Source organism: Streptomyces sp. NPDC041814 (genome assembly GCF_055590565.1).
Map to the genome: position 1 here is coordinate 161,333 of NZ_JBVJAM010000009.1, position 26,242 is coordinate 187,574.

General features: G+C 70.6%; 23 protein-coding genes and 1 pseudogene. 19 read left to right on the top strand and 5 right to left on the bottom strand.

What is annotated here, in order from left to right:
• Window positions 1-273: 273 nt before the first annotated feature.
• On the bottom strand, window positions 274-1,038 hold the full coding sequence (locus ACZ6C6_RS23075) for an IclR family transcriptional regulator (protein ID WP_469205326.1): 765 nt from the start codon (window positions 1,036-1,038) through the stop codon (window positions 274-276).
• A gap of 237 nt (window positions 1,039-1,275) precedes the next feature.
• On the opposite strand from ACZ6C6_RS23075, the gene metH reads away from it, so the two are divergent.
• The 3 genes from metH (at window position 1,276) to ACZ6C6_RS23090 (ending at window position 7,362) form a co-directional block, all read left to right on the top strand.
• Entirely contained in the window at window positions 1,276-4,788 is a 3,513-nt protein-coding gene (gene metH, locus ACZ6C6_RS23080; protein ID WP_469205158.1) for a methionine synthase, read from the top strand.
• Window positions 4,789-4,907: 119 nt separating this feature from the next.
• Complete coding sequence (locus tag ACZ6C6_RS23085) at window positions 4,908-5,600, top strand: HAD family hydrolase (RefSeq protein WP_469205159.1); 693 nt, start codon at window positions 4,908-4,910, stop codon at window positions 5,598-5,600.
• 157 nt (window positions 5,601-5,757) lie between these two features.
• On the top strand, window positions 5,758-7,362 hold the full coding sequence (locus ACZ6C6_RS23090; RefSeq protein ID WP_469205160.1) for an ABC transporter substrate-binding protein: 1,605 nt from the start codon (window positions 5,758-5,760) through the stop codon (window positions 7,360-7,362).
• A gap of 83 nt (window positions 7,363-7,445) precedes the next feature.
• On the opposite strand, the gene ACZ6C6_RS23095 is transcribed toward ACZ6C6_RS23090, so the two are convergent.
• Entirely contained in the window at window positions 7,446-8,117 is a 672-nt protein-coding gene (locus ACZ6C6_RS23095; RefSeq protein ID WP_018103734.1) for a response regulator, read from the bottom strand.
• 9 nt (window positions 8,118-8,126) lie between these two features.
• Entirely contained in the window at window positions 8,127-8,972 is an 846-nt protein-coding gene (locus ACZ6C6_RS23100; protein WP_469205327.1) for a RecB family exonuclease, read from the bottom strand.
• 183 nt (window positions 8,973-9,155) lie between these two features.
• Here ACZ6C6_RS23100 and ACZ6C6_RS23105 point away from each other — a divergent pair, with 183 nt between their 5' ends.
• From ACZ6C6_RS23105 to ACZ6C6_RS23115, 3 genes are all read left to right on the top strand, one after another.
• On the top strand, window positions 9,156-10,406 hold the full coding sequence (locus ACZ6C6_RS23105) for a site-2 protease family protein (protein ID WP_469205161.1): 1,251 nt from the start codon (window positions 9,156-9,158) through the stop codon (window positions 10,404-10,406).
• 73 nt (window positions 10,407-10,479) lie between these two features.
• Window positions 10,480-11,385: a tRNA (adenine-N1)-methyltransferase gene (locus ACZ6C6_RS23110; protein WP_469205162.1), complete on the top strand. Its 906-nt coding sequence runs from the start codon at window positions 10,480-10,482 to the stop codon at window positions 11,383-11,385.
• 198 nt (window positions 11,386-11,583) lie between these two features.
• The gene (locus ACZ6C6_RS23115; protein ID WP_469205163.1) at window positions 11,584-12,174 is read left to right on the top strand and encodes a hypothetical protein; all 591 of its coding nucleotides are present in this window, start codon (window positions 11,584-11,586) and stop codon (window positions 12,172-12,174) included.
• A 3-nt stretch (window positions 12,175-12,177) separates the two neighbouring features.
• Here the strand turns inward: ACZ6C6_RS23115 and ACZ6C6_RS23120 are convergent, their stop codons facing one another.
• Window positions 12,178-12,489, bottom strand: a complete 312-nt coding sequence (locus ACZ6C6_RS23120; protein ID WP_469205164.1) for a ferredoxin — start codon at window positions 12,487-12,489, stop codon at window positions 12,178-12,180.
• A gap of 242 nt (window positions 12,490-12,731) precedes the next feature.
• Here ACZ6C6_RS23120 and arc point away from each other — a divergent pair, with 242 nt between their 5' ends.
• The 6 genes and pseudogenes from arc (at window position 12,732) to prcA (ending at window position 18,537) form a co-directional block, all read left to right on the top strand.
• A complete protein-coding gene (gene arc, locus ACZ6C6_RS23125; protein ID WP_365687317.1) occupies window positions 12,732-14,498 on the top strand; it encodes a proteasome ATPase in 1,767 nt (588 codons plus the stop codon).
• A 239-nt stretch (window positions 14,499-14,737) separates the two neighbouring features.
• A complete protein-coding gene (dop, locus tag ACZ6C6_RS23130) occupies window positions 14,738-16,249 on the top strand; it encodes a depupylase/deamidase Dop (RefSeq protein WP_469205165.1) in 1,512 nt (503 codons plus the stop codon).
• Between the two features lie 130 nt (window positions 16,250-16,379).
• Window positions 16,380-16,598 carry a ubiquitin-like protein Pup gene (locus ACZ6C6_RS23135; protein WP_018103742.1) on the top strand — a complete coding sequence of 73 codons (219 nt, stop codon included), beginning with the start codon at window positions 16,380-16,382 and terminating at the stop codon, window positions 16,596-16,598.
• Between the two features lie 106 nt (window positions 16,599-16,704).
• Window positions 16,705-16,849, top strand: a pseudogene (locus ACZ6C6_RS23140) (endonuclease domain-containing protein); the annotation flags it as partial.
• Complete coding sequence (prcB, locus tag ACZ6C6_RS23145; protein WP_469205166.1) at window positions 16,801-17,649, top strand: proteasome subunit beta; 849 nt, start codon at window positions 16,801-16,803, stop codon at window positions 17,647-17,649. The pseudogene ACZ6C6_RS23140 and the gene prcB, both read left to right, overlap by 49 nt.
• A 63-nt stretch (window positions 17,650-17,712) precedes the next feature.
• Window positions 17,713-18,537: a proteasome subunit alpha gene (gene prcA / locus ACZ6C6_RS23150; protein ID WP_469205167.1), complete on the top strand. Its 825-nt coding sequence runs from the start codon at window positions 17,713-17,715 to the stop codon at window positions 18,535-18,537.
• A gap of 53 nt (window positions 18,538-18,590) precedes the next feature.
• Here the strand turns inward: prcA and ACZ6C6_RS23155 are convergent, their stop codons facing one another.
• The gene (locus ACZ6C6_RS23155; RefSeq protein ID WP_469205168.1) at window positions 18,591-19,616 is read right to left on the bottom strand and encodes a LacI family DNA-binding transcriptional regulator; all 1,026 of its coding nucleotides are present in this window, start codon (window positions 19,614-19,616) and stop codon (window positions 18,591-18,593) included.
• Between the two features lie 131 nt (window positions 19,617-19,747).
• Here ACZ6C6_RS23155 and ACZ6C6_RS23160 point away from each other — a divergent pair, with 131 nt between their 5' ends.
• The 7 genes from ACZ6C6_RS23160 to ACZ6C6_RS23190 all read left to right on the top strand — a co-directional run bounded on the left by ACZ6C6_RS23160 (window position 19,748) and on the right by ACZ6C6_RS23190 (window position 26,231).
• Window positions 19,748-21,007 (top strand): MFS transporter, encoded by a 1,260-nt coding sequence (locus tag ACZ6C6_RS23160; protein ID WP_469205169.1) that lies wholly within the window; start codon window positions 19,748-19,750, stop codon window positions 21,005-21,007.
• Between the two features lie 9 nt (window positions 21,008-21,016).
• Window positions 21,017-22,378: a Pup--protein ligase gene (gene pafA / locus ACZ6C6_RS23165; protein WP_073967929.1), complete on the top strand. Its 1,362-nt coding sequence runs from the start codon at window positions 21,017-21,019 to the stop codon at window positions 22,376-22,378.
• Window positions 22,379-22,521: 143 nt separating this feature from the next.
• Complete coding sequence (locus tag ACZ6C6_RS23170; RefSeq protein WP_469205170.1) at window positions 22,522-23,481, top strand: FKBP-type peptidyl-prolyl cis-trans isomerase; 960 nt, start codon at window positions 22,522-22,524, stop codon at window positions 23,479-23,481.
• A gap of 43 nt (window positions 23,482-23,524) precedes the next feature.
• On the top strand, window positions 23,525-23,899 hold the full coding sequence (locus tag ACZ6C6_RS23175) for an FKBP-type peptidyl-prolyl cis-trans isomerase (protein WP_469205171.1): 375 nt from the start codon (window positions 23,525-23,527) through the stop codon (window positions 23,897-23,899).
• Window positions 23,900-24,011: 112 nt separating this feature from the next.
• Window positions 24,012-24,965: a helix-turn-helix transcriptional regulator gene (locus ACZ6C6_RS23180; protein WP_469205172.1), complete on the top strand. Its 954-nt coding sequence runs from the start codon at window positions 24,012-24,014 to the stop codon at window positions 24,963-24,965.
• Window positions 24,966-24,979: 14 nt separating this feature from the next.
• On the top strand, window positions 24,980-25,936 hold the full coding sequence (locus ACZ6C6_RS23185; RefSeq protein ID WP_018103751.1) for a helix-turn-helix transcriptional regulator: 957 nt from the start codon (window positions 24,980-24,982) through the stop codon (window positions 25,934-25,936).
• Between the two features lie 16 nt (window positions 25,937-25,952).
• Window positions 25,953-26,231 (top strand): hypothetical protein, encoded by a 279-nt coding sequence (locus ACZ6C6_RS23190; protein WP_469205173.1) that lies wholly within the window; start codon window positions 25,953-25,955, stop codon window positions 26,229-26,231.
• Window positions 26,232-26,242: the final 11 nt, after the last annotated feature.

Consider the following 26,242-nt stretch of genomic DNA (forward strand, 5'->3'; position numbering starts at 1 on the left):
GGCCCCTGCCGGCCCGACCCGTCCGCCGGCGGGGGCCTCCCCGGGTATGTTGGGGGGGGGCGGGGGGGGGGGGGGGCGGCCGCCCCCCCCCCCCCCCCCGGGGGGGGCCCCAAACCCACCCCCCAGCACCGTCACACCCTAACGCGAATATCCGTTAGGTGTTCGACAATGCCGACCGGTGAACGGCAGTGTTTCTCCCGGGCGAAGGCAGCGTCAAGGGATGTGACGTACGAATCGATCGTTACGAGGGGAGCCGGCCCGGTACCGGCAGGCTCAGAAGCGGCGGGCGCCCAGGTCCCGCGAGACCGCGCGGGCGCAGTCGCGGACCGCCGCGACCAGCTCCGGGCGCAGCTCGCCGTCCTTGCAGACGCGCTCCACCGCGCCGGTGACGGCTATGGCTCCCACCGGCATCCGGCGCCGGTCGTGGATCGGCGCGGCCACCGCGGCCACGCCCTCCCAGGTCTCCTCCACGTCCGACCCCCAGCCCCGGGCCCGCACGACGTCGAGCACCGACTCGAACTCCTCGGCGCCGGTCACCGTCCGGGGCGTGAACAGCCGGCGCTCGGCCTCCATGGCCTCGGTGTGTGCCACCGGGTCGTACGCGGCCAGCACCTTGCCGAGGGCCGTGGAGTGCAGCGGCTGCATGGCGCCCACCTCAAGCACCTGCCGGCTGTCGTCGGGCCGGAAGACGTGGTGGACGATGAGGACGCCCTGCTGGTGCAGCACGCCCAGGTGGACGCTCTCGCCGCTGGACCGGGCCAGGTCGTCCGTCCATACCAGGGCCCGGGCCCGCAGCTCGTGCACGTCGAGATAGCTGTTGCCCAGGCGCAACAGCTCCGCGCCCAGCTGGTAGCGGCCGGAGGCGGCGTCCTGCTCCACGAAGCCCTCGTGCTGGAGGGTGCGCAGGATGCCGTGCGCGGTGCCCTTGGCCAGGCCCAGTGAGGAGGCGATGTCCGACAGCCCGAGCCGCCGCTCGCCGCCTGCCAGCAGGCGCAGCATCGCGGCCGCCCGCTCCAGCGACTGGATGTTCTTGGCCATCGCGCCGTACTCCTCCACCTTGTTCGACAATGCTGAACACTATCGGTCGATGCCGACCTGCGCTCGGTCACGGTAGAAGTCCGCAGCACCCCGCGACACCGGAACCCCCGTCATCAGGATGCCGTCCGGCTCGTGGGACAGAGTGACGGCCCAGGTCGCCGCCCGGCTACCCTGGCCGGGTGCGCCTTCCGCCGAAGACGCAAAGCCGACAGCCGTCGCATCCCAGGGAGTACATCCATGGCCTCGTCGCCGACCCCTTCCGCCGACAGCCGGAACCGATCCGCAGCCCTCCGTGAGGCACTCGCCACCCGCGTGGTGGTGGCCGACGGCGCGATGGGCACCATGCTCCAGGCCCAGGACCCCACGCTCGCGGACTTCGAGAACCTCGAAGGCTGCAACGAGATCCTCAACCTCACCCGGCCCGACATCGTGCGCTCCGTGCACGAGGCGTACTTCGCCGTCGGCGTGGACTGCGTCGAGACGAACACCTTCGGGGCCAACACGGCGGCGCTCGGCGAGTACGACATTCCCGAGCGGGTCCACGAGCTGTCCGAGGCCGGGGCGCGCATCGCCCGCGAGGTCGCCGACGAGTACACCGCCTCTTCCGGTGAGCAGCGGTGGGTCCTCGGCTCCATGGGCCCCGGCACCAAGCTGCCGACCCTCGGCCACATCGCGTACGCCACCGTCCGCGACGGCTTCCAGGCGAACGCCGAGGGCCTGATCGCAGGCGGCGCGGACGCGCTGATCGTCGAGACGACGCAGGACCTCCTCCAGACCAAGGCCGCCGTCCTCGGCGCCCGCCGCGCCCTCGACGCCCTGGGCAGCGACCTCCCGCTGCTGTGCTCCCTGGCCTTCGAGACGACCGGCACCATGCTGCTGGGCTCCGAGATCGGCGCGGCCCTGACCGCCCTGGAACCCCTCGGCATCGACATGATCGGCCTGAACTGCTCGACCGGCCCGGCCGAGATGAGCGAGCACCTGCGCTACCTCACCCGGCACTCCCGCATCCCGTTGCTCTGCATGCCCAACGCCGGACTGCCGGTCCTCACCAAGGACGGCGCGCACTTCCCGCTCGACGCCGAGGGTCTGGCCGACGCGCAGGAGACCTTCGTCCAGGAGTACGGCCTCTCGCTGGTCGGCGGCTGCTGCGGTACGACCCCGGAGCACCTGCGCCAGGTGGTCGAGCGCGTCCGCGGCACGGTCCCGGGCGCCCGCGAACCGCGCCCCGAACCCGGCGCCGCGTCGCTCTACCAGACCATCCCGTTCCGCCAGGACACGGCGTACCTGGCGATCGGTGAGCGTACGAACGCCAACGGGTCGAAGAAGTTCCGTGAGGCCATGCTCGAAGGCCGTTGGGACGACTGCGTCGAGATGGCCCGCGACCAGATCCGCGAGGGCGCGCACATGCTCGACCTGTGCGTCGACTACGTCGGCCGCGACGGCGTCGCCGACATGGAGGAGCTGGCCGGCCGGTTCGCCACCGCCTCCACCCTGCCGATCGTCCTGGACTCCACGGAACTGCCCGTGCTCCGGGCGGGCCTGGAGAAGCTGGGCGGCCGCGCGGTCCTGAACTCGGTGAACTACGAGGACGGCGACGGTCCCGAGTCGCGTTTCGCGAAGGTGACGCAGCTGGCGGCCGAGCACGGTGCCGCGTTGATCGCGCTGACGATCGACGAGGAGGGTCAGGCCCGCACCGTCGAGCACAAGGTCGCCGTCGCGGAGCGGCTGATCGAGGATCTGACCGGCACCTGGGGCATCCAGGAGTCGGACATCCTCATCGACACCCTGACCTTCACGATCTGCACCGGTCAGGAGGAGTCCCGCAAGGACGGGGTCGCCACCATCGAGGCGATCCGGGAGCTGAAGAAGCGTCACCCGGACGTGCAGACGACGCTGGGTCTGTCGAACATCTCCTTCGGCCTGAATCCGGCCGCGCGTGTCGTGCTGAACTCGGTCTTCCTGGACGAGTGCGTGAAGGCGGGCCTGGATTCCGCGATCGTGCACGCGTCGAAGATCCTGCCGATCGCCCGGCTTGAGGAGGAGCAGGTCGAGGTCGCCCTCGACCTGATCTACGACCGCCGCGCCGAGGGCTACGACCCCCTCCAGAAGCTCATGGAGCTGTTCGAGGGCGTCAACATGAAGTCGATGAAGGAGGGCAAGGCCGAGGAACTGGCCGCCCTCCCGCTGGACGAGCGGCTTCAGCGCCGCATCATCGACGGCGAGAAGAACGGCCTGGAGGACGACCTCGCCGAGGCGCTGAAGGACACTCCGGCGCTCGACATCGTCAACAACACCCTCCTGGAGGGCATGAAGGTCGTCGGCGAGCTGTTCGGCTCCGGGCAGATGCAGCTGCCGTTCGTCCTCCAGTCCGCCGAGGTCATGAAGAGCGCGGTCGCCTACCTGGAACCGCACATGGAGAAGTCGGACGCCGAGGGCAAGGGCACCATCGTGCTGGCCACCGTCCGCGGCGACGTCCACGACATCGGCAAGAACCTGGTCGACATCATCCTCTCCAACAACGGGTTCAACGTCGTCAACATCGGCATCAAGCAGCCCGTCTCCGCGATCCTGGAGGCCGCCGAGGAGCACAAGGCGGACGTCATCGGGATGTCCGGCCTCCTCGTCAAGTCCACGGTGATCATGAAGGAGAACCTGGAGGAGCTGAACCAGCGCAAGCTGGCCGCCGACTACCCGGTCATCCTCGGCGGCGCCGCGCTGACCCGCGCCTACGTCGAGCAGGACCTCCACGAGATCTACGAGGGCGAGGTGCGCTACGCGCGCGACGCCTTCGAGGGCCTGCGCCTGATGGACGCCCTCATCGCCGTCAAGCGCGGCGTCCCCGGCGCCGCACTGCCCGAGCTGAAGCAGCGCCGCGTCCCCAAGCGCGACACCGCCGTCCTGGAGGTGAACGAGCCGGAGGAGGGCGTCCGCTCCGACGTCTCCGTCACCAACCCGGTCCCCACCCCGCCGTTCTGGGGCAGCCGGGTCATCAAGGGCATCCAGCTCAAGGAGTACGCCTCCTGGCTGGACGAGGGCGCCCTGTTCAAGGGGCAGTGGGGCCTCAAGCAGGCCAGGGCCGGTGACGGACCCACGTACGAGGAGCTCGCCGAGAGCGAGGGACGCCCGCGGCTGCGCGGCCTCCTCGACCGGCTCCAGACGGACAACCTGCTCGAAGCGGCCGTCGTCTACGGCTACTACCCCTGCGTCTCCAAGGGCGACGACCTGATCCTGCTCCACGAGGACGGCTCCGAGCGCACCCGCTTCACCTTCCCGCGCCAGCGCCGCGGCCGGCGCCTCTGCCTGGCGGACTTCTTCCGGCCCGAGGAGTCCGGCGAGACGGACGTCGTCGGCCTCCAGGTCGTCACCGTCGGCTCCAGAATCGGCGGCGAGACCGCCAAGCTCTTCGAGGCCAACGCCTACCGCGACTACCTGGAGCTGCACGGCCTCTCCGTCCAGCTCGCCGAGGCCCTGGCCGAGTACTGGCACGCCCGGGTCCGCTCGGAGCTCGGCTTCGCGGGGGAGGACCCGGCGGAGGTCGAGGACATGTTCGCCCTGAAGTACCGGGGCGCGCGCTTCTCGCTCGGCTACGGCGCCTGCCCGGACCTGGAGGACCGCGCCAAGATCGCGGACCTGCTGCAGCCGGAGCGGATCGGCGTCAGCCTCTCCGAGGAGTTCCAGCTGCACCCCGAGCAGTCGACCGACGCGATCGTCATCCACCACCCGGAGGCGAAGTACTTCAACGCGCGGTAAGACGCCGTTCGACGCGTCGTAGCGGATCACGTCGTACACTGGTCGGTCCAGCGCAGGCCGGTCGCCCATCCTCCGGGACGGGTGGCCGGCCTTCTCGTCCCTCATGGAAGGTGTGCCGGATGACCAGCACGGTTCCCGCGTCCCTGACCCGCACGGCGGAAGGCGCTGCCCTCCAGGCCGTCTTTCTCGACATGGACGGCACCCTGGTCGACACCGAGGGCTTCTGGTGGGAGGTCGAGGTCGAGGTCTTCGCCGGCCTCGGCCACCGGCTGGACGAGGCGTGGCGGGACGTGGTCGTCGGCGGGCCGATGTCGCGCAGCACCGGCTACCTCATCGAGGCGACCGGCGCCGACATCACCCTCGAAGAGGCCGCCGTACTGCTCAACGACCGGTTCGAGAAGCGCATCGGCAACGGGGTCCCACTGATGCCCGGCGCCGCCCGCCTCCTCGCCGAACTGCGCCGCCACGAGATCCCCACCGCCCTCGTCTCCGCCTCGCACCGCCGCATCATCGACCGGGTCCTGGACTCGGTGGGCCACCACCACTTCGCGCTCACCGTCGCCGGCGACGAGGTCACCCGCACCAAGCCGCACCCCGAGCCGTACCTCACCGCCGCGCACGGCTTCGGGGCCGACCCCCGGCTGTGCGCCGTCATCGAGGACACCGCGACCGGGGTGGCCGCCGCCGAGGCCGCCGGCTGCCGAGTGGTCGCCGTGCCCTCGGTCTCCCCGATCGCGCCCGCCGAAGGCCGGGTGGTCGTGCGATCGCTGGAAGAAGTGAATCTCACATTCCTCCGGGGCCTCATCAACTGAATGCGTCGGTGCGGGCACCGAGAGTATTTCTGTGAATGAACAGAAAAGCTCTCGCGGTGGCCGTGCGAAAGAATTCTTCGCACGCCCCCCGTCCGGCATTCCGGAACGCGCCCGTTAATGTATTTCTCCCTGAACCGATGAGGGAGAACGGCCCATCATGAAACGCAAGACCCTGGTGCTGCCGGCCGCCGCGGCCGTCCTGGCGCCCGTGCTCGCCGGGTGCGGCACGGCGGGAGGCGGCATCACGGGGAGCGGCACCGGCGCCATCGTCGTCGGCACCACGGACCGGATCGCCGCATCCGCCGGAGCCCCCTCCCCGCTCGACCCGGCCGTCGGCTACGAGGCGGGCGTCTGGAACGTCCTGCGGCAGACCGTGCAGACCCTCATGGCCACCCCGCGCGGCGGCGGGCTCCCGGTCCCCGAAGCGGCCGAGAGCTGCGGATTCACGGACCGCGAGAGCGAGAGCTACCGCTGCCGGCTGCGTGCCGGGCTCACCTTCGCCGACGGCACCCCGGTCACCGCCGACGACGTCAAGTACTCCCTCGACCGGGTGCGGCGGATCAAGTCCGCGAACGGGCCCGCCGCCCTCCTCGACAACATCGACACCGTCGAGACCTCCGGCACCCGCGAGGTCGTCTTCCACCTCAAGACCCCCGACGCCACCTTCCCGTACAAGCTCGCCACGCCGCCCGCCGGAATCGTCCCGCACGATGAGTACCCGGCGAATTCCGCCCGCAGCGGATTCCAGGTGGATGGCTCGGGGCCGTACACCATGAAACCGGAAGTGAAATCCGGGCGGCTCGTGAAAATCTCCTTCACCAGGAATCCCCATTACCGGGGGAGTTACGAGGTGCGGAGCGGGTCCGTCGAACTCGATCTCTTTCCCGACGCCACCGCCATGGGCAAGGCGTTCGACGGCGAGAAGATCGACATGATGGCCCGCACCCTCTCCACCGAGCAGGCTCAGCGCATGCTGGCCAAGCCCGAGAACGGGGTCAGGCTCAGCGAGATGCCCGGACTCGCCATCAGCTACCTCGGCTTCGACACCGAGGAAACCGTCCTCCGGAACAAGGCCGTCCGCCAGGCCGTCGCCCAGGTGGTCGACCGGGGCAGGATCGCGAGCGAGGTCTACGGCGCCACGGTCGAACCGCTGTACTCACTCATCCCGAGCGGGATCACCGCCCACGACAACGCGTTCTACAGCACCTACGGCGAACCCAGCGCCGCCAAGGCCGCCGCCCTCCTCAGGAAGGCGAAGGTCCACACCCCGGTGCGGTTCACGCTGCACTACACCGACGACCACTACGGCCGGGACACCGCCACCGAGTTCCAGGCGCTGAAGAAGCAGCTCAACGACACCGGGCTCTTCGACATCACCGTCCAGGGCACCCCCTGGAGCCGCTACCGCCCCGCCGAACTCCGCGGCGACTACGCCGCCTACGGCATGGGCTGGTTCCCCGACTTCCCGGACCCCGACAACTACACGGCGCCCTTCCTCGGCCCGGACAACTTCCTCGGCTCGCCGTACACCTCCACCGAGGCCCGGGACCTCATCGCGCACTCCCGCCGACAGGCCGACCGGGGCGCCGCCGCGCCCGCCTTCGAACGGCTCCAGGACATCGTCGCCCGGGACGTGCCCGTCCTCCCGCTCTGGCAGGGCAAGCAGTACGTCGCCTCCCGCGAGGACCTGAGCGGCGTCGAGTGGGCGGTCGACTCCGGTGCCGACCTCCACCTGTGGGAACTGGGACGGGGCACCGACTAGGGCGTGGTTCGAAAGTCCCGCCCGTCCGGCGGGCGGACGGCGCTACTTCCGCAACACGCCCTGGCGCCCACCGCGCCCCGGGGTCACTGCGCGCCGGGGCGCACCAGGCCGCTCTCGTACGCGTAGACCGCGGCCTGGACCCGGTCGCGCAGGCCCAGCTTCGTCAGCACATGGCCCACATGGGTCTTCACCGTCGTCTCGCTGACGAACAGGTCGGCGGCGATCTCCGCGTTCGACAGGCCGCGCGCCACCAGCTTCAGCACCTCGACCTCCCGGTCCGTCAGCGTGTGCAGCGTGTCCGGCACGGGCTCCTCGCCCGACGGCAGATGATCCGCGTACTTGTCGAGCAGCCGGCGCGTCACGCTCGGGGCGAGCATCGCCTCACCGCCCGCCACCACCCGGATCGCCTGCACCAGCTCATCGGCCGGGGCGTCCTTCAGCAGGAAGCCGCTGGCCCCGGCCCGCAGCGCCTCCACCACGTACTCGTCCAGGTCGAACGTGGTCAGCACCAGCACCTTCGCCGGACCGTCCCGGCCCGGACCGGTGATCTGCCGGGTCGCCTCGACCCCGTCCATCCGCGGCATCCGGATGTCCATCAGCACCACATCGGGCTGGAGCGCGCGCACCTGGTCGAGCGCCTGGAGGCCGTCACCGGCCTCACCCACCACCGCCAGATCGCCCTCGGCCTCCAGAATCATCCGGAAGCCCGTGCGCAGCAGCGGTTGGTCATCGACCAGAAGGACGCGGATAGCCACCAGATCTCCTCAATGCCCGTCGAGGGCCACAGGCCGGCCGGCCTCGGCCCGGACCGGCTCCATTCTGCCCTGGTCATCCTCCGCCGGACCGGCCGGGCGGACCGACAGCGGATACACCGGGGGAGTCCCGCCGAATTCCGGACAGAGCGCCTGGTGGTCGCACCAGCCGCACAGCTTCGTCGGACGCGGCCGCCACTCACCCGTCCGCGTCGCCAGCGAGATCGCCTCCCACAGCGCCAGCAGCTTGCGCTCCACCCGCTCCAGGTCCGCCACCACCGGGTCGTACGTCAGCACGTCACCGCTGCCCAGGTAGACCAGCTGGAGCCGGCGCGGCACGACACCCTTCAGCCGCCAGATCACCAGGGCGTAGAACTTCATCTGGAACAGCGCCCCCTCCGCGTACTCCGGACGCGGCGCCTTCCCCGTCTTGTAGTCCACGATCCGGACCTCGCCCGTCGGCGCCACGTCGATCCGGTCGATCACCCCGCGCAGCCGCAGCCCCGACTCCAGCTCCGTCTCCACGAACAGCTCGCGCTCCGCCGGCTCCAGCCGCGTCGGGTCCTCCAGCGAGAACCAGCGCTCCACCAGCTGCTCCGCCTGCCCCAGCCACCGCGCCAGCCGCTCGCCCCCCGGATCCTCCGCGAAGAGCTCCCCCAGCTCGGGCTTCGACTCCAGCAGCCGGTCCCACTGACCCGGGATCAGCGCCGTCGCCCTGCCGGGCGTGCGCTCCACCGCCGGGTTGTCGAACAGCCGCTCAAGCACCGCATGGACCAGCGTCCCCCGGGTAGCCGCCTCGCTGGGCTTCTGCGGCAGCTTGTCGATGACACGGAAGCGGTACAGCAGGGGGCACTGCATGAAATCGCTCGCCCGCGAGGGGGAGAGCGAGGAGGGTGGCTGCGGCACCGGCTGGGACGGCGGCGGAACGGAGGTCATGCAAAGACCCTACGACCCGCCACTGACACCAATCGGCATACCATCGACCACAGACCCCCGAACACCGCATCATCGTGCCGAAAGGCACCGAACCGAAGGGACCTCGTGGACGAGAGCGGCGACGGCCCGCGGCCGCAGCCCGGCCCGACGGGCCCCGGCCCCGGCGGCGGCCCCCGCAAGGACGCGCCCCCGCGCCGGGACGAGCCCGGAGGCGGCATCCTCATGGGCCGCCCCTTCGGCGTGCCCGTCTACGTCGCGCCCAGCTGGTTCCTGGTGGCGGCCCTGATCACCTGGGTCTTCGGCGGCCAGCTCGACCGGGTGCTGCCCGACCTCGGCGCCGCCCGGTACCTCGTCGCGCTCTTCTTCGCGATCGCGTTCTACGCCTCCGTCCTCGTCCACGAGCTCGCCCACACCATCGCCGCCCTGCGCTACAAGCTCCCCGTCCGGCGTATCCAGCTCCAGTTCTTCGGCGGCGTCTCGGAGATCGAGAAGGAGTCCGAGACGCCCGGCCGCGAATTCGTCCTCGCCTTCGTCGGCCCGCTGCTCTCCCTCGTCCTGGGCGGGCTCTTCTACGTGCCCCTGCGCTTCGTGGAACGCGGCACCGTCCCCGCCGTCCTGCTCGGCGGCCTGATGATCTCCAACCTCATCGTCGCCGCCTTCAACCTGCTGCCCGGCCTCCCGCTCGACGGCGGCCGCATGCTCAGGGCCGTCGTCTGGAAGATCACCGGCAAGCCGATGAGCGGCACCGTCGCGGCCGCCTGGGTCGGCCGCGCCCTCGCCGTCGGCACCCTCGTCGGCCTCCCGCTCCTCACCCGCAGCGGTTCCCTGGGCAACGACGCGAGCGAGATCAGCGGCATGGACACCCTCACCGACGCCCTGCTCGCCGCGATCCTCGCCGCCATCATCTGGACCGGCGCCGGCAACAGCCTGCGCATGGCCCGGCTCCGCGAGCACCTGCCAGAACTGCGCGCCCGCAGCCTCACCCGCCGCGCCGTCCCCGTCGAGGCCGCGACCCCGCTCTCCGAGGCGCTGCGCCGGGCCAACGAGGCCGGTGCCCGCGCCCTCGTCGTCGTGGACGGCACCGGGGAGCCCAAGGCCCTCGTCCGGGAGACGGCCATCGTCGCCGTCCCCGAGCACCGCCGCCCCTGGGTCGCCGTCAGCGGCCTCGCCCAGGACCTCACCGACGGCATGCGGGTCCCCGCCGAACTCGCCGGCGAAGCGCTCCTGGACCGCCTCAAGGCCACTCCCGCCACCGAGTACCTCGTGGTGGAGGAGACCGGCGAGATCTACGGCGTCCTGTCCACCGCCGACGTCGAGCGCGCCTTCGTCGCCGCCATGGCCCGCCCCGCCGCCTGACGCCCGCCGGCACACCCGTACATCCGTACGGGCGGCGGGTCGGCGGCCCCCGAAACACCGGTACGCTGGTCACATGTCTGAACCGACCGGTGCCGCCCGCCGACGCGGGCCCTTCAAGGTCGGGGACCAGGTCCAGCTCACCGATCCCAAGGGACGCCACCACACCTTCACGCTCGAAGCCGGAAAGAACTTCCACACCCACAAGGGTTCTTTCCCGCACGACGAGCTGATCGGTGCCCCCGAGGGCAGTGTGGTCCGTACCACGGGAAACGTCGCCTACCTCGCGCTGCGCCCCCTGCTCCCCGACTACGTCCTGTCCATGCCCCGCGGCGCCGCCGTGGTCTACCCGAAGGACGCGGGCCAGATCCTCGCCTTCGGCGACATCTTCCCCGGCGCACGCGTCGTGGAGGCGGGCGTCGGCTCGGGCGCGCTCTCCACCTTCCTGCTCCGCGCCATCGGCGAACAGGGCATGCTGCACTCCTACGAGCGCCGCGAGGACTTCGCCGAGATCGCCCAGCAGAACGTCGAGCGCTACTTCGGCAGCCCGCACCCGGCCTGGCAGCTCACGGTCGGCGACCTCCAGGACAACCTCACGGACACCGACGTGGACCGCGTCGTGCTGGACATGCTGGCGCCCTGGGAATGCCTGGACGTCGTCTCCAAGGCGCTCGTCCCCGGCGGCATCCTCTGCGCGTACGTCGCCACCACCACCCAGCTCTCCCGGACGGTCGAGTCCATCCGTGAGATCGGCTGCTTCGCCGAGCCGCAGCCCTGGGAGTCGATGATCCGCAACTGGCACGTGGAGGGCCTGGCCGTGCGCCCGGACCACCGCATGATCGGGCACACCGGCTTCCTCGTCACCGCCCGCCGGCTCGCCGACGGCGTCGAGGCCCCGGCCCGTCGCCGCCGCCCCTCCAAGGGCGCCTACGGCGAGGACTACGACGGCCCGGGCGGCCGGAGCGGCCCCTCCCGCGACTGACCTCGCGGCAACGTACCGGCGCCGCCGCCGAGTTCCCGGACCGACCCGGGGCCCGGCGGCGGCGCCCTCTCCGTATGCGGCGCGTCATCCTTGCCCACCCCACCGTTCCGCTGCCGTGTGAGGTGTGGCACGATGCTGGCCACCCCCGTACCGCCGACGCCGACGGTCGCACCACAGGAACCACAGGAGACAGCCCGCGTGCAGACCTCCGCGCTCCCGGACCTCGCGCACACCGACAGCAGGCCCATGCACTGGCTCGCCACCGCGGCGGCCATGGCCGCCGTCGTCGCGGCAGCCGGTCTGCTCCAGCCGGACAACAGCGCCTCGGCCTCCACCCGGCACCGCACCGCGGCCCAGCAGCAGCACGAGGAAGCGGCCGTCGCTCCCGACCCGGCCAAGGCGGACTTCCCCCTGGACTGCGGCAACGTCGGCAACACCGTCGCCAAGCAGGCCCCCGGCGACCTCGACGGCGACAGCAGGCCGGAGACCGTCGCGGTGGTCCACTGCGCGGCCGGATCGGGCACGCCGCCCAGCGGCGTCTACGTCCTCACGCAGGCGGGCGGGGCCGCACCCCGGATCGTCGCGACCCTGGTGGACCCCACCCAGCAGCTGACCATCGGCGACTTCACGGTCCGCGACGGCGTCATCTCCGCCACGCTCCTCGGCTACTCCTCGTCGTCGGTGCCGTCGTGCTGCCCCGACGAGCAGGAGAAGGTCACGTGGCGGTGGAAGAACGGGGCGTTTCTCCGTGACAGCGAAAAGGCCGGAGCCTCCCGCTCCGGCGCCTGACGGTCAGGCCGCCTCGGGCCCGTAGACCTCGACCCTGTCCGAAACGCGACGCACATGAATGCAGTCGCCCGGGCACTCCTTGGCCGAATCCACGACGTCCTGGAGCAGCGGCAGCGGCACCGGTGTGGTCGCGCCCTTGTCCTGGAGCAGCTCGTCGTCCTCGCTCTTCACGTACGCCAGACCGTCGATGTCCAGCTCGAACACCTCGGGCGCGTACTGCACGCAGATGCCGTCCCCCGTGCACAGGTCCTGGTCGATCCACACCTCCAGGTCCTGCGCCTCGCCACCGGTGGGAGCGTCCTGCCGCACGGTCATGTCGCCTGCCGTTTCCTGCGTAGCCGGACCGGGAAAGAGCCAGCCCTGACGGGTGTTGAACGCTTTGACGATACAACCGGCCGCTTTCCGATGTTGAAGGGCGGGTATCCCCTTGGGACGGGGGAGAGCGCAAGGGTGAAGATCGGACACACCTCACAGTCTTTGTGATCTAGGGGTTTCAATCACCACCCACGCAGGTAGGGTCAGGAAGCGTCCAGCTCCCCTTGGAGGAGGTGAGGACCGTGGCAGCCCACGACGACGACATCAACCGCGGCATCCGGCCCGGGCGGGGGTCCGAAGACCCAGCCGGCCAGGTCGCCTATCTCGAGCAGGAAATCGCCGTCCTGCGACGTAAGCTCGCCGACTCTCCGCGCCATACGAGGATTCTCGAAGAGCGGATCGTCGAGTTGCAGACCAACCTCGCAGGCGTGTCCGCCCAGAACGAGCGGCTCGCCAGCACACTCCGCGAGGCCCGCGACCAGATCGTGGCCCTCAAGGAGGAGGTCGACCGGCTCGCACAGCCGCCGGCCGGCTTCGGGGTGTTCCTGCAGGCGAACGAGGACGGCACCTGCGACATCTTCACCGGGGGCCGCAAGCTCCGGGTGAACGTCAGCCCCAGCGTCGAACTCGAAGACCTCAGGCGTGGCCAGGAGGTCATGCTCAACGAAGCGCTCAACGTGGTCGACGCCATGGAATTCGAGCGTGCCGGGGACATCGTCACCCTCAAGGAGATCCTTGAGGACGGCGAGCGCGCCCTGGTCATCGGGCACACCGACGAGGAAAGGGTGGTGAGGCTCGCCGAGCCGCTGCTGGACATCACCATCCGCCCCGGCGACGCCCTGCTGCTCGAACCCCGGTCCGGGTACGTCTACGAGGTCGTGCCCAAGAGCGAGGTCGAAGAACTCGTCCTCGAAGAAGTACCGGACATCGACTACGACAAGATCGGCGGCCTGGGCGACCAGATCGAGCTGATCCGCGACGCGGTCGAGCTTCCCTATCTCCACCCCGACCTCTTCAAGGAGCACGAGCTCCGCCCGCCGAAGGGCATCCTGCTCTACGGCCCGCCCGGCTGCGGCAAGACGCTCATCGCCAAGGCCGTCGCCAACTCCCTGGCGAAGAAGGTCGCCGAAGTCACCGGACAGCCCGCCGGAAAGAGCTACTTCCTCAACATCAAGGGCCCCGAGCTCCTCAACAAGTACGTCGGCGAGACCGAGCGCCACATCCGCCTGGTCTTCCAGCGTGCCCGCGAGAAGGCGAGCGAGGGCACCCCCGTCATCGTCTTCTTCGACGAGATGGAGTCGCTCTTCCGCACCCGTGGATCGGGCGTCAGCTCGGACGTGGAGAACACCATCGTCCCGCAGCTGCTCGCCGAGATCGACGGCGTGGAGGGCCTGGAGAACGTCATCGTCATCGGCGCCTCCAACCGCGAGGACATGATCGACCCGGCGATCCTGCGCCCGGGCCGGCTCGACGTCAAGATCAAGATCGAGCGCCCCGACGCGGAGGCGGCGAAGGACATCTTCGCGAAGTACCTCACGCCTTCGCTGCCGTTGCACGCGGACGACCTGGCCGAGCACACGGGCTCCAAGGAAGCCGCGGCGCACGCCATGATCCAGTCGGTCGTCGAGCGGATGTACACCGAGTCCGAGGAGAACCGCTTCCTGGAGGTCACGTACGCCAACGGCGACAAGGAAGTCCTGTACTTCAAGGACTTCAACTCCGGCGCGATGATCCAGAACATCGTGGACCGGGCCAAGAAGATGGCCATCAAGGCCTTCCTCGACCACGGCCAGAAGGGCCTGCGCGTCTCCCACCTCCTCCAGGCTTGCGTGGACGAGTTCAAGGAGAACGAGGACCTGCCGAACACCACCAACCCGGACGACTGGGCCCGTATCTCCGGCAAGAAGGGCGAGCGGATCGTCTTCATCCGCACCCTCGTCACCGGAAAGCAGGGCGCGGACACCGGCCGCTCCATCGACACGGTGGCCAACACCGGTCAGTACCTGTAGAAGGCCGTACCGGCTGCGGATGCCCGCCCGGGCATCCGCAGCCGGTTGCTTTCCGGCCAGTCGCGGCGACACCGCGGCAATGACGACGCAATTGATCTCCCCACCGGCACGCGGGCGTTCTAGGCTCAGGCGTACCGCCCGTCACGCAGCGCGGGACGGGCCGACCGCGCACGCACCGACAAGCAGCGGTACTTGAGCGCCGCCCCCGGAAGGGAGCGCCGCCGGGCAAGGAGGGCCGCATGACCGTACGGCGAGTAATGGGCATCGAGACGGAGTACGGGATCTCCGTCCCCGGACACCCCAACGCCAATGCCATGCTCACCTCGTCCCAGATCGTCAACGCCTACGCGGCGGCGATGCACCGGGCGCGCCGCGCCCGCTGGGACTTCGAGGAGGAGAATCCGCTGCGGGACGCGCGAGGCTTCGACCTCGCCCGCGAGACCGCCGACTCCAGCCAGCTCACGGACGAGGACATCGGCCTGGCCAATGTCATCCTCACCAACGGGGCCCGGCTCTACGTCGACCACGCGCACCCCGAGTACAGCTCCCCGGAGATCACCAACCCCAGGGACGCGGTCCTGTGGGACAAGGCCGGCGAGCGGATCATGGCCGAGGCGGCCGAGCGTGCGGCGCTGCTCCCGGGCGCCCAGCCGATCCACCTCTACAAGAACAACACCGACAACAAGGGCGCCTCCTACGGGACGCACGAGAACTACCTGATGAAGCGGGAGACCCCGTTCTCGGACATCGTGCGGCACCTGACGCCGTTCTTCGTCTCGCGGCAGGTGGTCACCGGCGCCGGACGGGTCGGGATCGGCCAGGACGGCGGCGAGCACGGCTTCCAGATCAGCCAGCGCGCCGACTACTTCGAGGTCGAGGTCGGCCTGGAGACCACGCTCAAGCGGCCCATCATCAACACCCGCGACGAGCCGCACTCGGACGCCGAGAAGTACCGCAGGCTCCATGTGATCATCGGCGACGCGAACCTCTCCGAGATCTCGACGTATCTGAAGCTGGGCACCACCTCGCTCGTCCTGGCCATGATCGAGGACGGCTTCATCAACGTCGACCTGGCCGTCGACCAGCCGGTGCGCACCCTGCACCAGGTCTCCCACGACCCCGGGCTCCAGCAGCTGATCACGCTGCGCAGCGGCCGGACACTCACCGCGGTGCAGCTCCAGATGGAGTACTTCGAGCTGGGCCGCAAATACGTCGAGGAACGGTACGGGGCGGACGCCGACGAGCAGACCAAGGACGTCCTGAGCCGCTGGGAGGACACCCTCAACCGGCTGGAGAACGACCCGATGAGTCTGGCCGGTGAGCTGGACTGGGTGGCGAAGCGGCAGCTCATGGACGGCTACCGGCGCCGCGACGGCCTGGACTGGGACGCCGCCCGGCTGCATCTGGTGGACCTCCAGTACGCGGACGTACGGCAGGACAAGGGGCTGTACAACCGTCTGGTGGCCCGCGGCCGGATGAAGCGCCTCCTAGACGAGCGGGACGTCGAGCGGGCCCGTACGGCGCCGCCCGAGGACACCAGGGCGTACTTCCGCGGCCGCTGCCTCGAACAGTACGCGGACGACGTGGCCGCGGCCTCCTGGGACTCGGTGATCTTCGACCTGCCGGGCCAGGACTCCCTCCAGCGGGTGCCCACGATGGAGCCGCTGCGGGGCACCCGGGAGCACGTGAAGTCCCTCCTGGACCGGTGCCGTACGGCCCAGGAGCTGGTCGAGGTCCTCTCGGGCCGCTGAAGGCGCCTGAAAGGGCTCCCGGCTGGGAATCATTCCGATGACCTCCGGACGTTGAGACAAGTACCGGGCCAATGTCGGACCCCATGGGTAGGGTCTGATCAAGTGCTTCGAACCGAGCGGGGTGAGCTAGATGGCGACCAAGGACACCGGCGGCGGACAGCAGAAGGCGACGCGCTCCACGGAGGAGGTCGAGGAGCAGGCGCAGGACGCGCAGGCTTCCGAGGACCTCAAGGAACGCCAGGAGAAGCTGAGCGACGACGTGGACGACGTCCTGGACGAGATCGACGACGTACTCGAATCGAATGCCGAGGACTTCGTCAGGTCATTCGTGCAAAAGGGCGGCGAGTAACCGGCCCCGCGCCGGAGACCGGCGCCGGGTGTGCGGCACGGGCGGACCGCCCGTGCCGCACACCGCGGGCATCGACCGCGCTCCCCGTCCGATTGCCCGCGGCTTCTATGTGGATCACCGCCGCCGGGCGGGTAGGGTCCGGGGCGTAATGTGCTTCAACTGCAATACGGCGCAGGGCCATCGCATACCTGGAGGGAAACGCGTGGAAGCCAACACTCGTAGCACCGGGCGTCTACCAGCTGCCTTCCTGACGCCGGGTTCGTCGTCCTTCATGGACTTCCTGTCCGACCAGGCTCCGGACATGCTGCCGGGCAACCGCCAGACACCGCCCCTGAAGGGCGCCGTGGAGGCGCCCCACGGCACGACGATCGTGGCCGCGGCCTTCCCCGGCGGCGTCGTCCTCGCCGGTGACCGGCGGGCGACCATGGGCAACATGATCGCGCAGCGCGACATCGAGAAGGTCTTCCCGGCCGACGAGTACTCGGCGGTGGGCATCGCCGGCACGGCGGGTCTCGCCGTGGAGATGGTCAAGCTCTTCCAACTGGAGCTGGAGCACTTCGAGAAGGTGGAAGGCGCCCAGCTCTCCCTGGAGGGCAAGGCCAACCGGCTCTCCACGATGATCCGGAGCAATCTGGCGATGGCCATGCAGGGCCTCGCCGTCGTCCCGCTCTTCGCCGGTTACGACATCGACCGCGAGCGCGGCCGCATCTTCAGCTACGACGTCACCGGCGGACGCTCCGAGGAGCACGTCGGCTACGCGTCCACCGGTTCCGGCTCGATCTTCGCCCGGGGCTCGATGAAGAAGCTCTACCGCGAGGACCTCACGGAGGAGGAGACGCTCACGCTGGTCGTGCAGGCGCTGTACGACGCGGCGGACGACGACTCGGCGACGGGCGGCCCGGACGTGGGCCGCCGTATCTATCCGATCGTCACCGTCATCACGGACGAGGGCTTCCGGAAGCTGACCGACGCGGAATCCGCCGGGATCGCCCGCTCGATTCTGGAACGCCGCCTGGAACAGCCCGACGGCCCGCGCGCCGCGCTGCTCTGAGCACGCGTTCGTATCCAGCCTTCTTCGATGCTCCCGCCACTGACAGAAAGGGACGGATAGCCGGTGTCGACGCCGTTCTATGTCTCACCTCAGCAGGCCATGGCCGACCGGGCGGAATACGCCCGGAAGGGCATCGCCCGCGGTCGCAGCCTGGTTGTGCTGCAGTACGCCGACGGAATTGTTTTCGTCGGCGAGAACCCGTCCCGTGCGCTGCACAAGTTCAGCGAGATCTATGACCGGATCGGTTTCGCCGCCGCCGGCAAGTACAACGAGTACGAGAACCTCCGCATCGGCGGAGTCCGTTATGCGGATCTGCGCGGTTACACCTATGACCGCGACGATGTGACGGCCCGTGGCCTGGCGAACGTCTACGCCCAGACGCTCGGCACCATTTTCTCCAGCGCGGCCGAGAAGCCCTACGAGGTGGAGCTCGTGGTCGCCGAGGTGGGCGCCGAGCCCGAGGGCGACCAGATCTACCGGCTGCCGCACGACGGTTCGATCGTGGACGAGCACGGCTCGGTCGCGGTCGGCGGCAACGCGGAGCAGATCAGCACCTTCCTGGACCAGCGCCACCGCGACGGGATGTCCCTCGCCGAGGCGCTGAAGCTGGCGGTGCAGGCGCTCTCCCGCGAGGCCAACGGCAACGAGCGGGAGATCCCCGCCGACCGCCTGGAGGTCGCGGTCCTGGACCGCACGCGGCCGCAGCAGCGCAAGTTCAAGCGGATCGTCGGCCGGCAGCTGGCCCGGCTCCTCGAAGCCGAAGCCGCCGCGTCCACCCCGACCGACGCCCCGTCCGACGCGGAGGACGGCGAGTCCACGGACAGCCCGACGGCCACGACGGACCCGAAGAGCACCGATACGACGGATTCCGGCGGCGACGTGGAGTAACGGCTTCCCGCCCGCCGAGCCCCGGCCCGCCCGTCAGGCGAGCCGGGGCTCCGTCATGCGGGCGGCGGGGCGGTGGAGCCCCGGACCACCAGCCGCACCGGCAGGCTGCCCGGCTCGGCGGCGCGCCCGTCCAGAACCGCCAGCAGGGCGGCCATCCCGCGCTCGCCGACCTGCACGGCGGGCAGCCGGACCGTGGTCAGCTCCGGCTCCACCGCGGTGGCCAGGGCCAGGTCGTCGAAGCCGGTGACCGAGACGTCGTCCGGCACCCGCAGCCCGAACCGCCGGGCCGCCTTGCACGCGCCCGCCGCCAGGATGTCGTCGTCGCAGACGATCGCGGTCGGCCGGGGCCCCGGCTCCCCGAGCGCGCGTTCCGCCGCGTCCCGCCCCGCACGCACGTCCAGCGCGGCGGCCACCGTGCGGACCTCGGTGCCGGGGGTCCGGCGCAGCTCCTCGTGCAGGGCGTCCGCCCGGCAGGCGAAGGTCCAGGTGTCGACGGCCGAGGCGAGGTGGAGGAAGCGCCGGTGGCCGAGGGCGAGCAGATGGCGGGCCACCTGGCGCATCCCGTCGGCGATGTCCAGGTTGACCCGGGCGGCGGGCCCGGGCGCCGAGGGGTCGCTGTCCAGCATCACGAGGGGGACGTCCGCCCCGTGCAGGGCGTCGAGCGCGTCGGCGGCCATGGAGGAGGCGATGACCCCGTCCAGCGCGGCCCGGGCCGACGGGAAGGGGTCGCGGGCGGGTCCGGTGCCGTCGGGGGAGGGGTAGAGGACGACCCCGAAGCCGTGCTCGGCGGCGACCGCGGCGGCCCCGGTGTACACCCGGGCGAAGAACTCGTTGGTCAGGGCCGGGACGACCAGGAGCGCTGTCCGGGTGCGGCCCAGGCGCAGATTGCGGGCGGCGAGATTCGGCCGGTAGCCCAGACCGCGGGCGGCGTCGCGCACCCGGCCCGCCGTGGACTCGGAGACCCGGCCCCGCCATTTGTCGCCGAGCACCAACGAGACCGTGGCCTGCGAGACGCCGGCGGCGCGGGCAACGTCGCGGCTGGTGGGCCGGGGCGGGCCGGGTGGTGCGGGGCTGGTCACGCGGGCCTCCGGGCCGGTCGGTTCAGGCCCGTCAGGTGGACCTGCGGACGGGCTCATGGTACGTATGAACTCCGAAGTTATACGTAAAACCTCGCAGGCCCGCACAGGCACCCGGGGGAGAGGGGCGGGACATGGCCGCGGGATATCTGGACATCCTCCGGGCGCGGCACGCCGCCAGGCTGCTGACGGGCACTCTGGTGGGACGGCTGCCGAACGGCACGGCGAGCATCGCGATCGTGCTGTTCGTCCGGGCCGAGGGCGGCAGCTACAGCCTCGCGGGCGCGCTCGCGGCGGTGTACGGGCTGGCCACGGCGGTCGGACAGCCGTTGCTCGGCCGTGCGGTGGACCTGTACGGGCAGCCGCGCGTCCAGCTGCCCGCCGCGGTCGTCTCCGCACTCGGCATGGCCCTCCTCGCCGTGGCAGGCACCGGCTCGCCGGTGCTCGCCTACACGGCGGTGGCCGTGGCCGGTCTCTTCACGCCCCCGCTGGAGGGCGGCCTGCGGGCGCTGTGGCCGAGCGTGCTGGACGGTGAGGACCGGGTGCACCGGGCCTACGCCATGGACGCCGTCGCGCAGGAGGTCATGTTCACCGCGGGACCGCTGCTCGTGACGCTCCTGACCGCCCTCTGGTCGCCCGCCACGGCGCTGCTGGTCATCAACGCGATCGGGGTGCTCGGCGCGCTGTCGGTGGTGCTCTCGCAGCCCTCGCGGACCTGGCGCTCCGCCCCGCGCGAGGCGCACTGGCTGGGCGCGCTGCGCTCGCCCGGGCTGCTGGCGCTGCTCGGCTCGTTCTTCTTCGTGGGCCTGGCGCTGGGCTCGATCACCGTGGCCGCGATGGCGTACGCCGACGACCGGGGCCGGGAGTCGGTGTACGGCTGGCTGATGGCCGCGCTCGGCCTCGGGGCCCTGATCGGCGGGGCGGTGTACGGGGCGCGGCAGTGGGCGGGGGCGCCGGAGCGACGGCTGCGGGGCATCGTGGGGCTGCTCGCGCTGGGCTATCTGCCGCTGGCGCTGACGCCGGGACCGGTCGCGATGACCGTGCTGGCGGCCGTCTCCGGGGTGTTCCTCGCGCCGGCCGTCGCGTGCTCGTTCATCGTGGTCGACCGGCACGCGCCGCGCGGGACGGTGACGGAGGCGTTCTCGTGGCTCGTGACGACCTTCGGGGTGGGCGCGGCCGCGGGCACGGCGGTGGCCGGTCCGGCCGTCGAACTGGGCGGGACGGCGTGGAGCTTCGCGGTCGCGGGGGCCGGTGGAGTGGCGGCGCTGCTGGTTCTGCTGGCCACCGGATCGGTGCTCACGGCTCCCGCCCGTACCGCCGTAGCGGTGCGAGGATCGGAAAATGATCGAAACGGTGCTGCCGAACCCGGTTTCAGCTCGGGCCATCAGGCGTAATGTTCAGTCATGGACCGCCGCATTTTCGGGCTGGAGAACGAGTACGGCGTCACGTGCACGTTCAGGGGACAGCGCCGACTGTCTCCTGATGAAGTGGCGCGCTACCTCTTCCGCCGTGTTGTGTCATGGGGCCGCAGCAGCAATGTCTTTCTGCGGAACGGCGCCCGCCTCTACCTCGACGTGGGATCGCATCCGGAATATGCAACCCCCGAATGCGACAACCTGACCGAGCTGGTCACCCACGACAAGTCCGGCGAGCGCATTCTCGAGGGCCTGCTCGTCGACGCCGAACGCCGCCTGCACGAGGAGGGAATCGCCGGCGACGTCTATCTCTTCAAGAACAACACCGACTCCGCGGGAAACTCCTACGGCTGCCACGAGAACTACCTCGTGGCCCGGCACGGGGAATTCTCCCGCCTCGCGGACATCCTCATTCCCTTCCTCGTCACCAGGCAGCTGATCTGCGGCGCCGGCAAGGTGCTCCAGACCCCCCGGGGCGCGGTCTACTGCGTCAGCCAGCGTGCCGAGCACATCTGGGAGGGTGTCAGCTCCGCGACGACGCGCTCCCGCCCGATCATCAACACCCGCGACGAGCCGCACGCGGACGCGGAGCGCTACCGCCGCCTCCACGTCATCGTCGGCGACTCCAACATGTCCGAGACGACCATGCTGCTCAAGGTCGGCGCGACCGACCTGGTGCTCCGCATGATCGAGGCGGGCACCGTGATGCGCGACCTGACCCTGGAGAATCCGATCCGGGCGATCCGCGAGGTCAGCCACGACACCACCGGTCAGCGCAAGGTCCGCCTCGCCAGCGGCCGGGAGGCGTCGGCCATAGAGGTGCAGCGCGAGTACTACGAGAAGGCCGTGGACTTCGTGGACCGCCGCGGCATCCGCACCGGGAACGTGGAGCGCGTCCTCGAACTGTGGGGCCGCACACTCGACGCGATCGAGGCCGAGGACCTCGACCGGATCGACACCGAGATCGACTGGGTCATGAAGTACAAGCTCATCGAGCGGTACCGCGCCAAGCACAACATGACCATGTCGAATCCGCGGGTCGCGCAGATAGACCTCGCCTACCACGACATCCACCGCCGGCGGGGCCTGTACTACCTGCTGGAGCGCAAGGGGCAGGCCGCCCGCATCTGCAACGACCTGAAGATCTTCGAGGGCAAGTCGGTGCCCCCGCAGACGACCAGGGCGCGGCTGCGCGGGGACTTCATCCGGCGGGCCCAGGAGCAGCGGCGGGACTTCACCGTCGACTGGGTCCACCTCAAGCTCAACGACCAGGCGCAGCGCACGGTGCTGTGCAAGGACCCGTTCCGGTCGGTGGACGACAGGGTGGAGAAGCTGATCGCGGGTATGTGAGGCGCAGGATACGCTCCGGCGCCGGCGCGACTCGGGCCCCGTACGTTCCTCGTACGGGGCCCTTCGCACGGCCTAGAGTGGCGGGGTCCCGGAACCCCCTGGGGCGTGTCCCCCACATATGCCGTCTGAGATCTGAGGAACCAGTGCGCCGACTTGCCGGCCTTCTCGTCGTCCCCCTGCTGCTGTTGTCGTCAGCGGCCTGCGGCAGCGACGACAAGGGCTCCGACTCCGCTTCCGCCTCCGCGTCCGCCCCTTCCAAGGGAGGCTTCCCCGCCATCACCGCGGGCGCGAAGTTCGGCGAGAAGCCCACCCTGGCCAAGGGCACGGGTACGCCGCCCAAGGAGCTGAAGACCAAGGTCATCAGCGAGGGCGACGGCGCGAAGCTGAAGAACGGCGACGTGACCCAGGTCAACTACCTCGGCCAGTCCTACGACTCGACCAAGCCGTTCGACAACAGCTTCGACCGCAAGCAGCCGTTCGATCTGACGCTCGGCGCGGGCATGGTCATCCAGGGCTGGGACAAGGGCCTGGTCGGCCAGAAGGTCGGCAGCAGGGTCCAGCTCGTCATCCCGCCGGAGCTCGGTTACGGGGCCCAGGGCCAGGGCGACATCAAGCCGAACGCGACCCTGGTCTTCGTCGTGGACATCCTGAAGGCGAAGCAGATCCCGGCCTCGGCCAAGGGCACCGCCGTCGCCCAGGACAACGTGGACCTGCCGAAGGTGGGCACCAACACCGACGGCAAGGCGCCGAGCCTGACCATCCCGAGCAAGGTCGCCCCGCCGAAGAAGCTGGTCTCCAACTACGTGCTGGAGTCCAAGGGCGACGTGGTCAAGGAGACCGACTCGGTCGTCGTGAACTACGTGGCCAAGCTCTGGAAGGACGGCAAGGAGTTCGACAACACGTACACCACGGGCAAGACGCAGACCTTCCCGCTGGCGCAGGTCACCCTCAAGGGCCTGAAGGACGGCCTGGTCGGCAAGAAGATCGGCAGCCGGGTGCTGCTGGTCGTGCCGCCGGACCAGGGCCTCGGTGACAAGGAGCAGTCGGGCGTGCCCGCCAACTCCACGCTGGTCTTCGCCGTGGACCTCCTGGCGAAGATGTAAGACTGTCCCGGTTGCCCAGTTCATCTGTAAGAGGAGAAAGTCAGTGAGCATCGAGAAGCCCGAGGTCGACTTCCCGGGTGGCGAGCCGCCGGCCGATCTGGAGATCAAGGAAATCTGGGAGGGCGAGGGCGAGGAGGCCAAGCCCGGCCAGTACGTCTCCGTCCACTACGTGGGTGTCGCCTTCTCCACCGGCGAGGAGTTCGACGCCTCGTGGAACCGCGGCAAGCCGCTGCAGTTCCAGCTCGGTGCCGGCCAGGTCATCGAGGGCTGGGACAAGGGCGTGCAGGGCATGAAGGTCGGCGGCCGGCGCCAGCTGACCATCCCCGCGCACCTCGCCTACGGCGAGCGCGGCGCCGGCGGTGGCACGATCGCCCCGGGCGAGACGCTGATCTTCGTCTGCGACCTGGTCGCCGTCTGATCCCGCGCAGTACCGGCAGGGCCCGCACCCGCGAGGTGCGGGCCCTCGCTTTTGTCCGGACACCCCGGGGCGGTACGGTCGAGCGTCGTAGAGCACAAGGGAAAGGGCGTCGATGGCGATTGCCAAGGCCGAGCGGCTGATGAACCTGGCGCTGTGTCTGCTGGGGACCCGGCGCCCCCTCAGCAAGCGCGAGCTGCGAGGCTCCATCGAGGCCTACCTCGAAGCGGCTTCCGACGACGCCTTCAACCGGATGTTCGAGCGCGACAAGGACGACCTGCGCGAGCTCGGCCTGGTCATCGAGACCGTGGAGAACCTGGACGGCGACACCGGCTACCTCGCCCGCCGGGACAGCAACCGGCTGCCCCCGATCACGCTGGACGCCGAGGAGGCCGCCGCGCTCGGCCTGGCCGCCAAGGTCTGGCAGCAGGCCCGCCTCGCCGGGGCGGCCAGCGGGGCCCTGCAGAAGCTGCGGGCGGCCGGGATGCCCGAGACCGAGGACGCCTACGAGGTGCACAGCGCCCTGGAACCCCGCATCCCGGTCCACGAGGCCGCCTTCGAACCCCTGATGCTGGCCTGCCGCGACCGCCGCCCGGTGACCTTCGACTACCGCAAGGCCAACGCCGCCCAGCCCGAGCAGCGCCAGGTCGAGCCATGGACCCTGGAATGCTGGCGCGGCCACTGGTATCTCGCCGGCTGGGACCGGGAGCGCGCCGCCGAGCGCGTCTTCCGGCTCTCCCGGATCACCGGCAAGGTGCGCTCCCGGGCCGGCGCCTTCACCGCCGAGGTGCCCGACGTGGTCACCGTCCGGGAGACCGTGGAGAGCTGGGCCGGGGAGACGGCCACCCGGACCGCCCTGATCAGGCTCCGCACCGACTCCGGCTACCCGCTGCGCGCCCGCGCCCTGTCGGTCCGGGAACTCGGGAACGGGTGGGACGAGTTGGAGATCCCGTACGGACACGGCCTGGACGCCTGGCTCGTGGAGTTCGGGCCCGACGTCGTCGTCACCGGACCCGAGGACCTGCGGGCCGACGTGGTGGACCGGCTGCGCGCCGTGGCCAAGGACTGAGGGGACCGTATTCCATGGCCACGAACGCCATCGACCAGACGCGCCGGATGCTCTCCCTGGTGACGTACCTGCGCGAGCGCCCCGGCGCCCACGTCCAGGACGTCGCCCGGGCCTTCGGGATCACCGAGGACGAGCTGATCTCCGACCTGGACGTGCTGCCCATGTGCGGCACCAGCTTCCGGGGCGGCGACCTGCTCGACATCGACACCGACGGCGACCGCATCTGGTGGCACAACGCGGACGACGTCGCCGAACCGCTGCGGCTCGCCGCCGACGAGGCGACGGCCCTGCTGGTCGCCGCCCGCGCCGTGGCGACCCTGCCCGGGCTGCGCGAGAGCGACCGGCAGGCGCTGCTGCGGGCCACCGCCAAGCTGGAGACCGCCGCCGGAGAGGTGGGCGCCGCCAGTTCCCGGCTCTCGGTCACCTTCGAGTCCGAGGGCGGTGTCTTCGCCGAGGTGGACCGGGCGATCTCGGAGCGGCGCCGGCTCTGGCTGCGCTACTACTCGCCCGCCCGCGACGAGCTCACCGAACGCGAGGTCGACCCGATCCGGCTGTTCGCCGTCGGGCACACCTATATGGAGGCGTGGTGCCGCTCCTCCGAGGACCGGCGCACCTTCCGCCTCGACCGGGTCGCCGAGATCAGGCTGCTCGACGAGCCCGCCGCCCCGCCGGAGCTGGAGCTGCGGGACCTGTCCGAGGGCCTGGTCCAGCCGGCCGCCGAGGACCCGGAAGTCGTGATCGAGGTCGGCCCGGGCGGGCGCTGGGTCGCCGAGTACTACCCGCACGACCGGGCGGAGGAACGGCCCGACGGCGGTCTGCGGATCACCCTGCGCACCCCGGACCCGGCCTCCCTGCGCCGGCTCGCGCTGCGGCTCGGCCGGGAGGGGCGCATCGTCTCGCCCCCGGAGCTGGCCGGAAGCGCGCGGAGTGCGGCGCGGGCGGCGCTCGCCGCGTACGACGGCACGGCCTGAGGGGGCGGCGGTAGACATGGGCCACCTGTCCGCGCTGCCGGGCCGCGCCGCCGTATCCACCGTGGCGGTGCCGGAGTCGGCGCGCTTCAAGGCCGCCTGCCCGGACTGCCGCGCGCGGTTCGAGCTGGCGGCGGCGGAGTTCCGGCTGGTGATCGGCGCGACCAGCCGCACCACGTTCTACTCCTTCACCTGCCCCGACTGCGCCGCGTGTGTCCGTAAGCCGGCGGGGGAGCGGATAGTGGAGCTTCTGACCGACGGCGGCGTCCGCACGCTGCGTCTGCACACCGGCTCCTGAAAGGTTCCTCG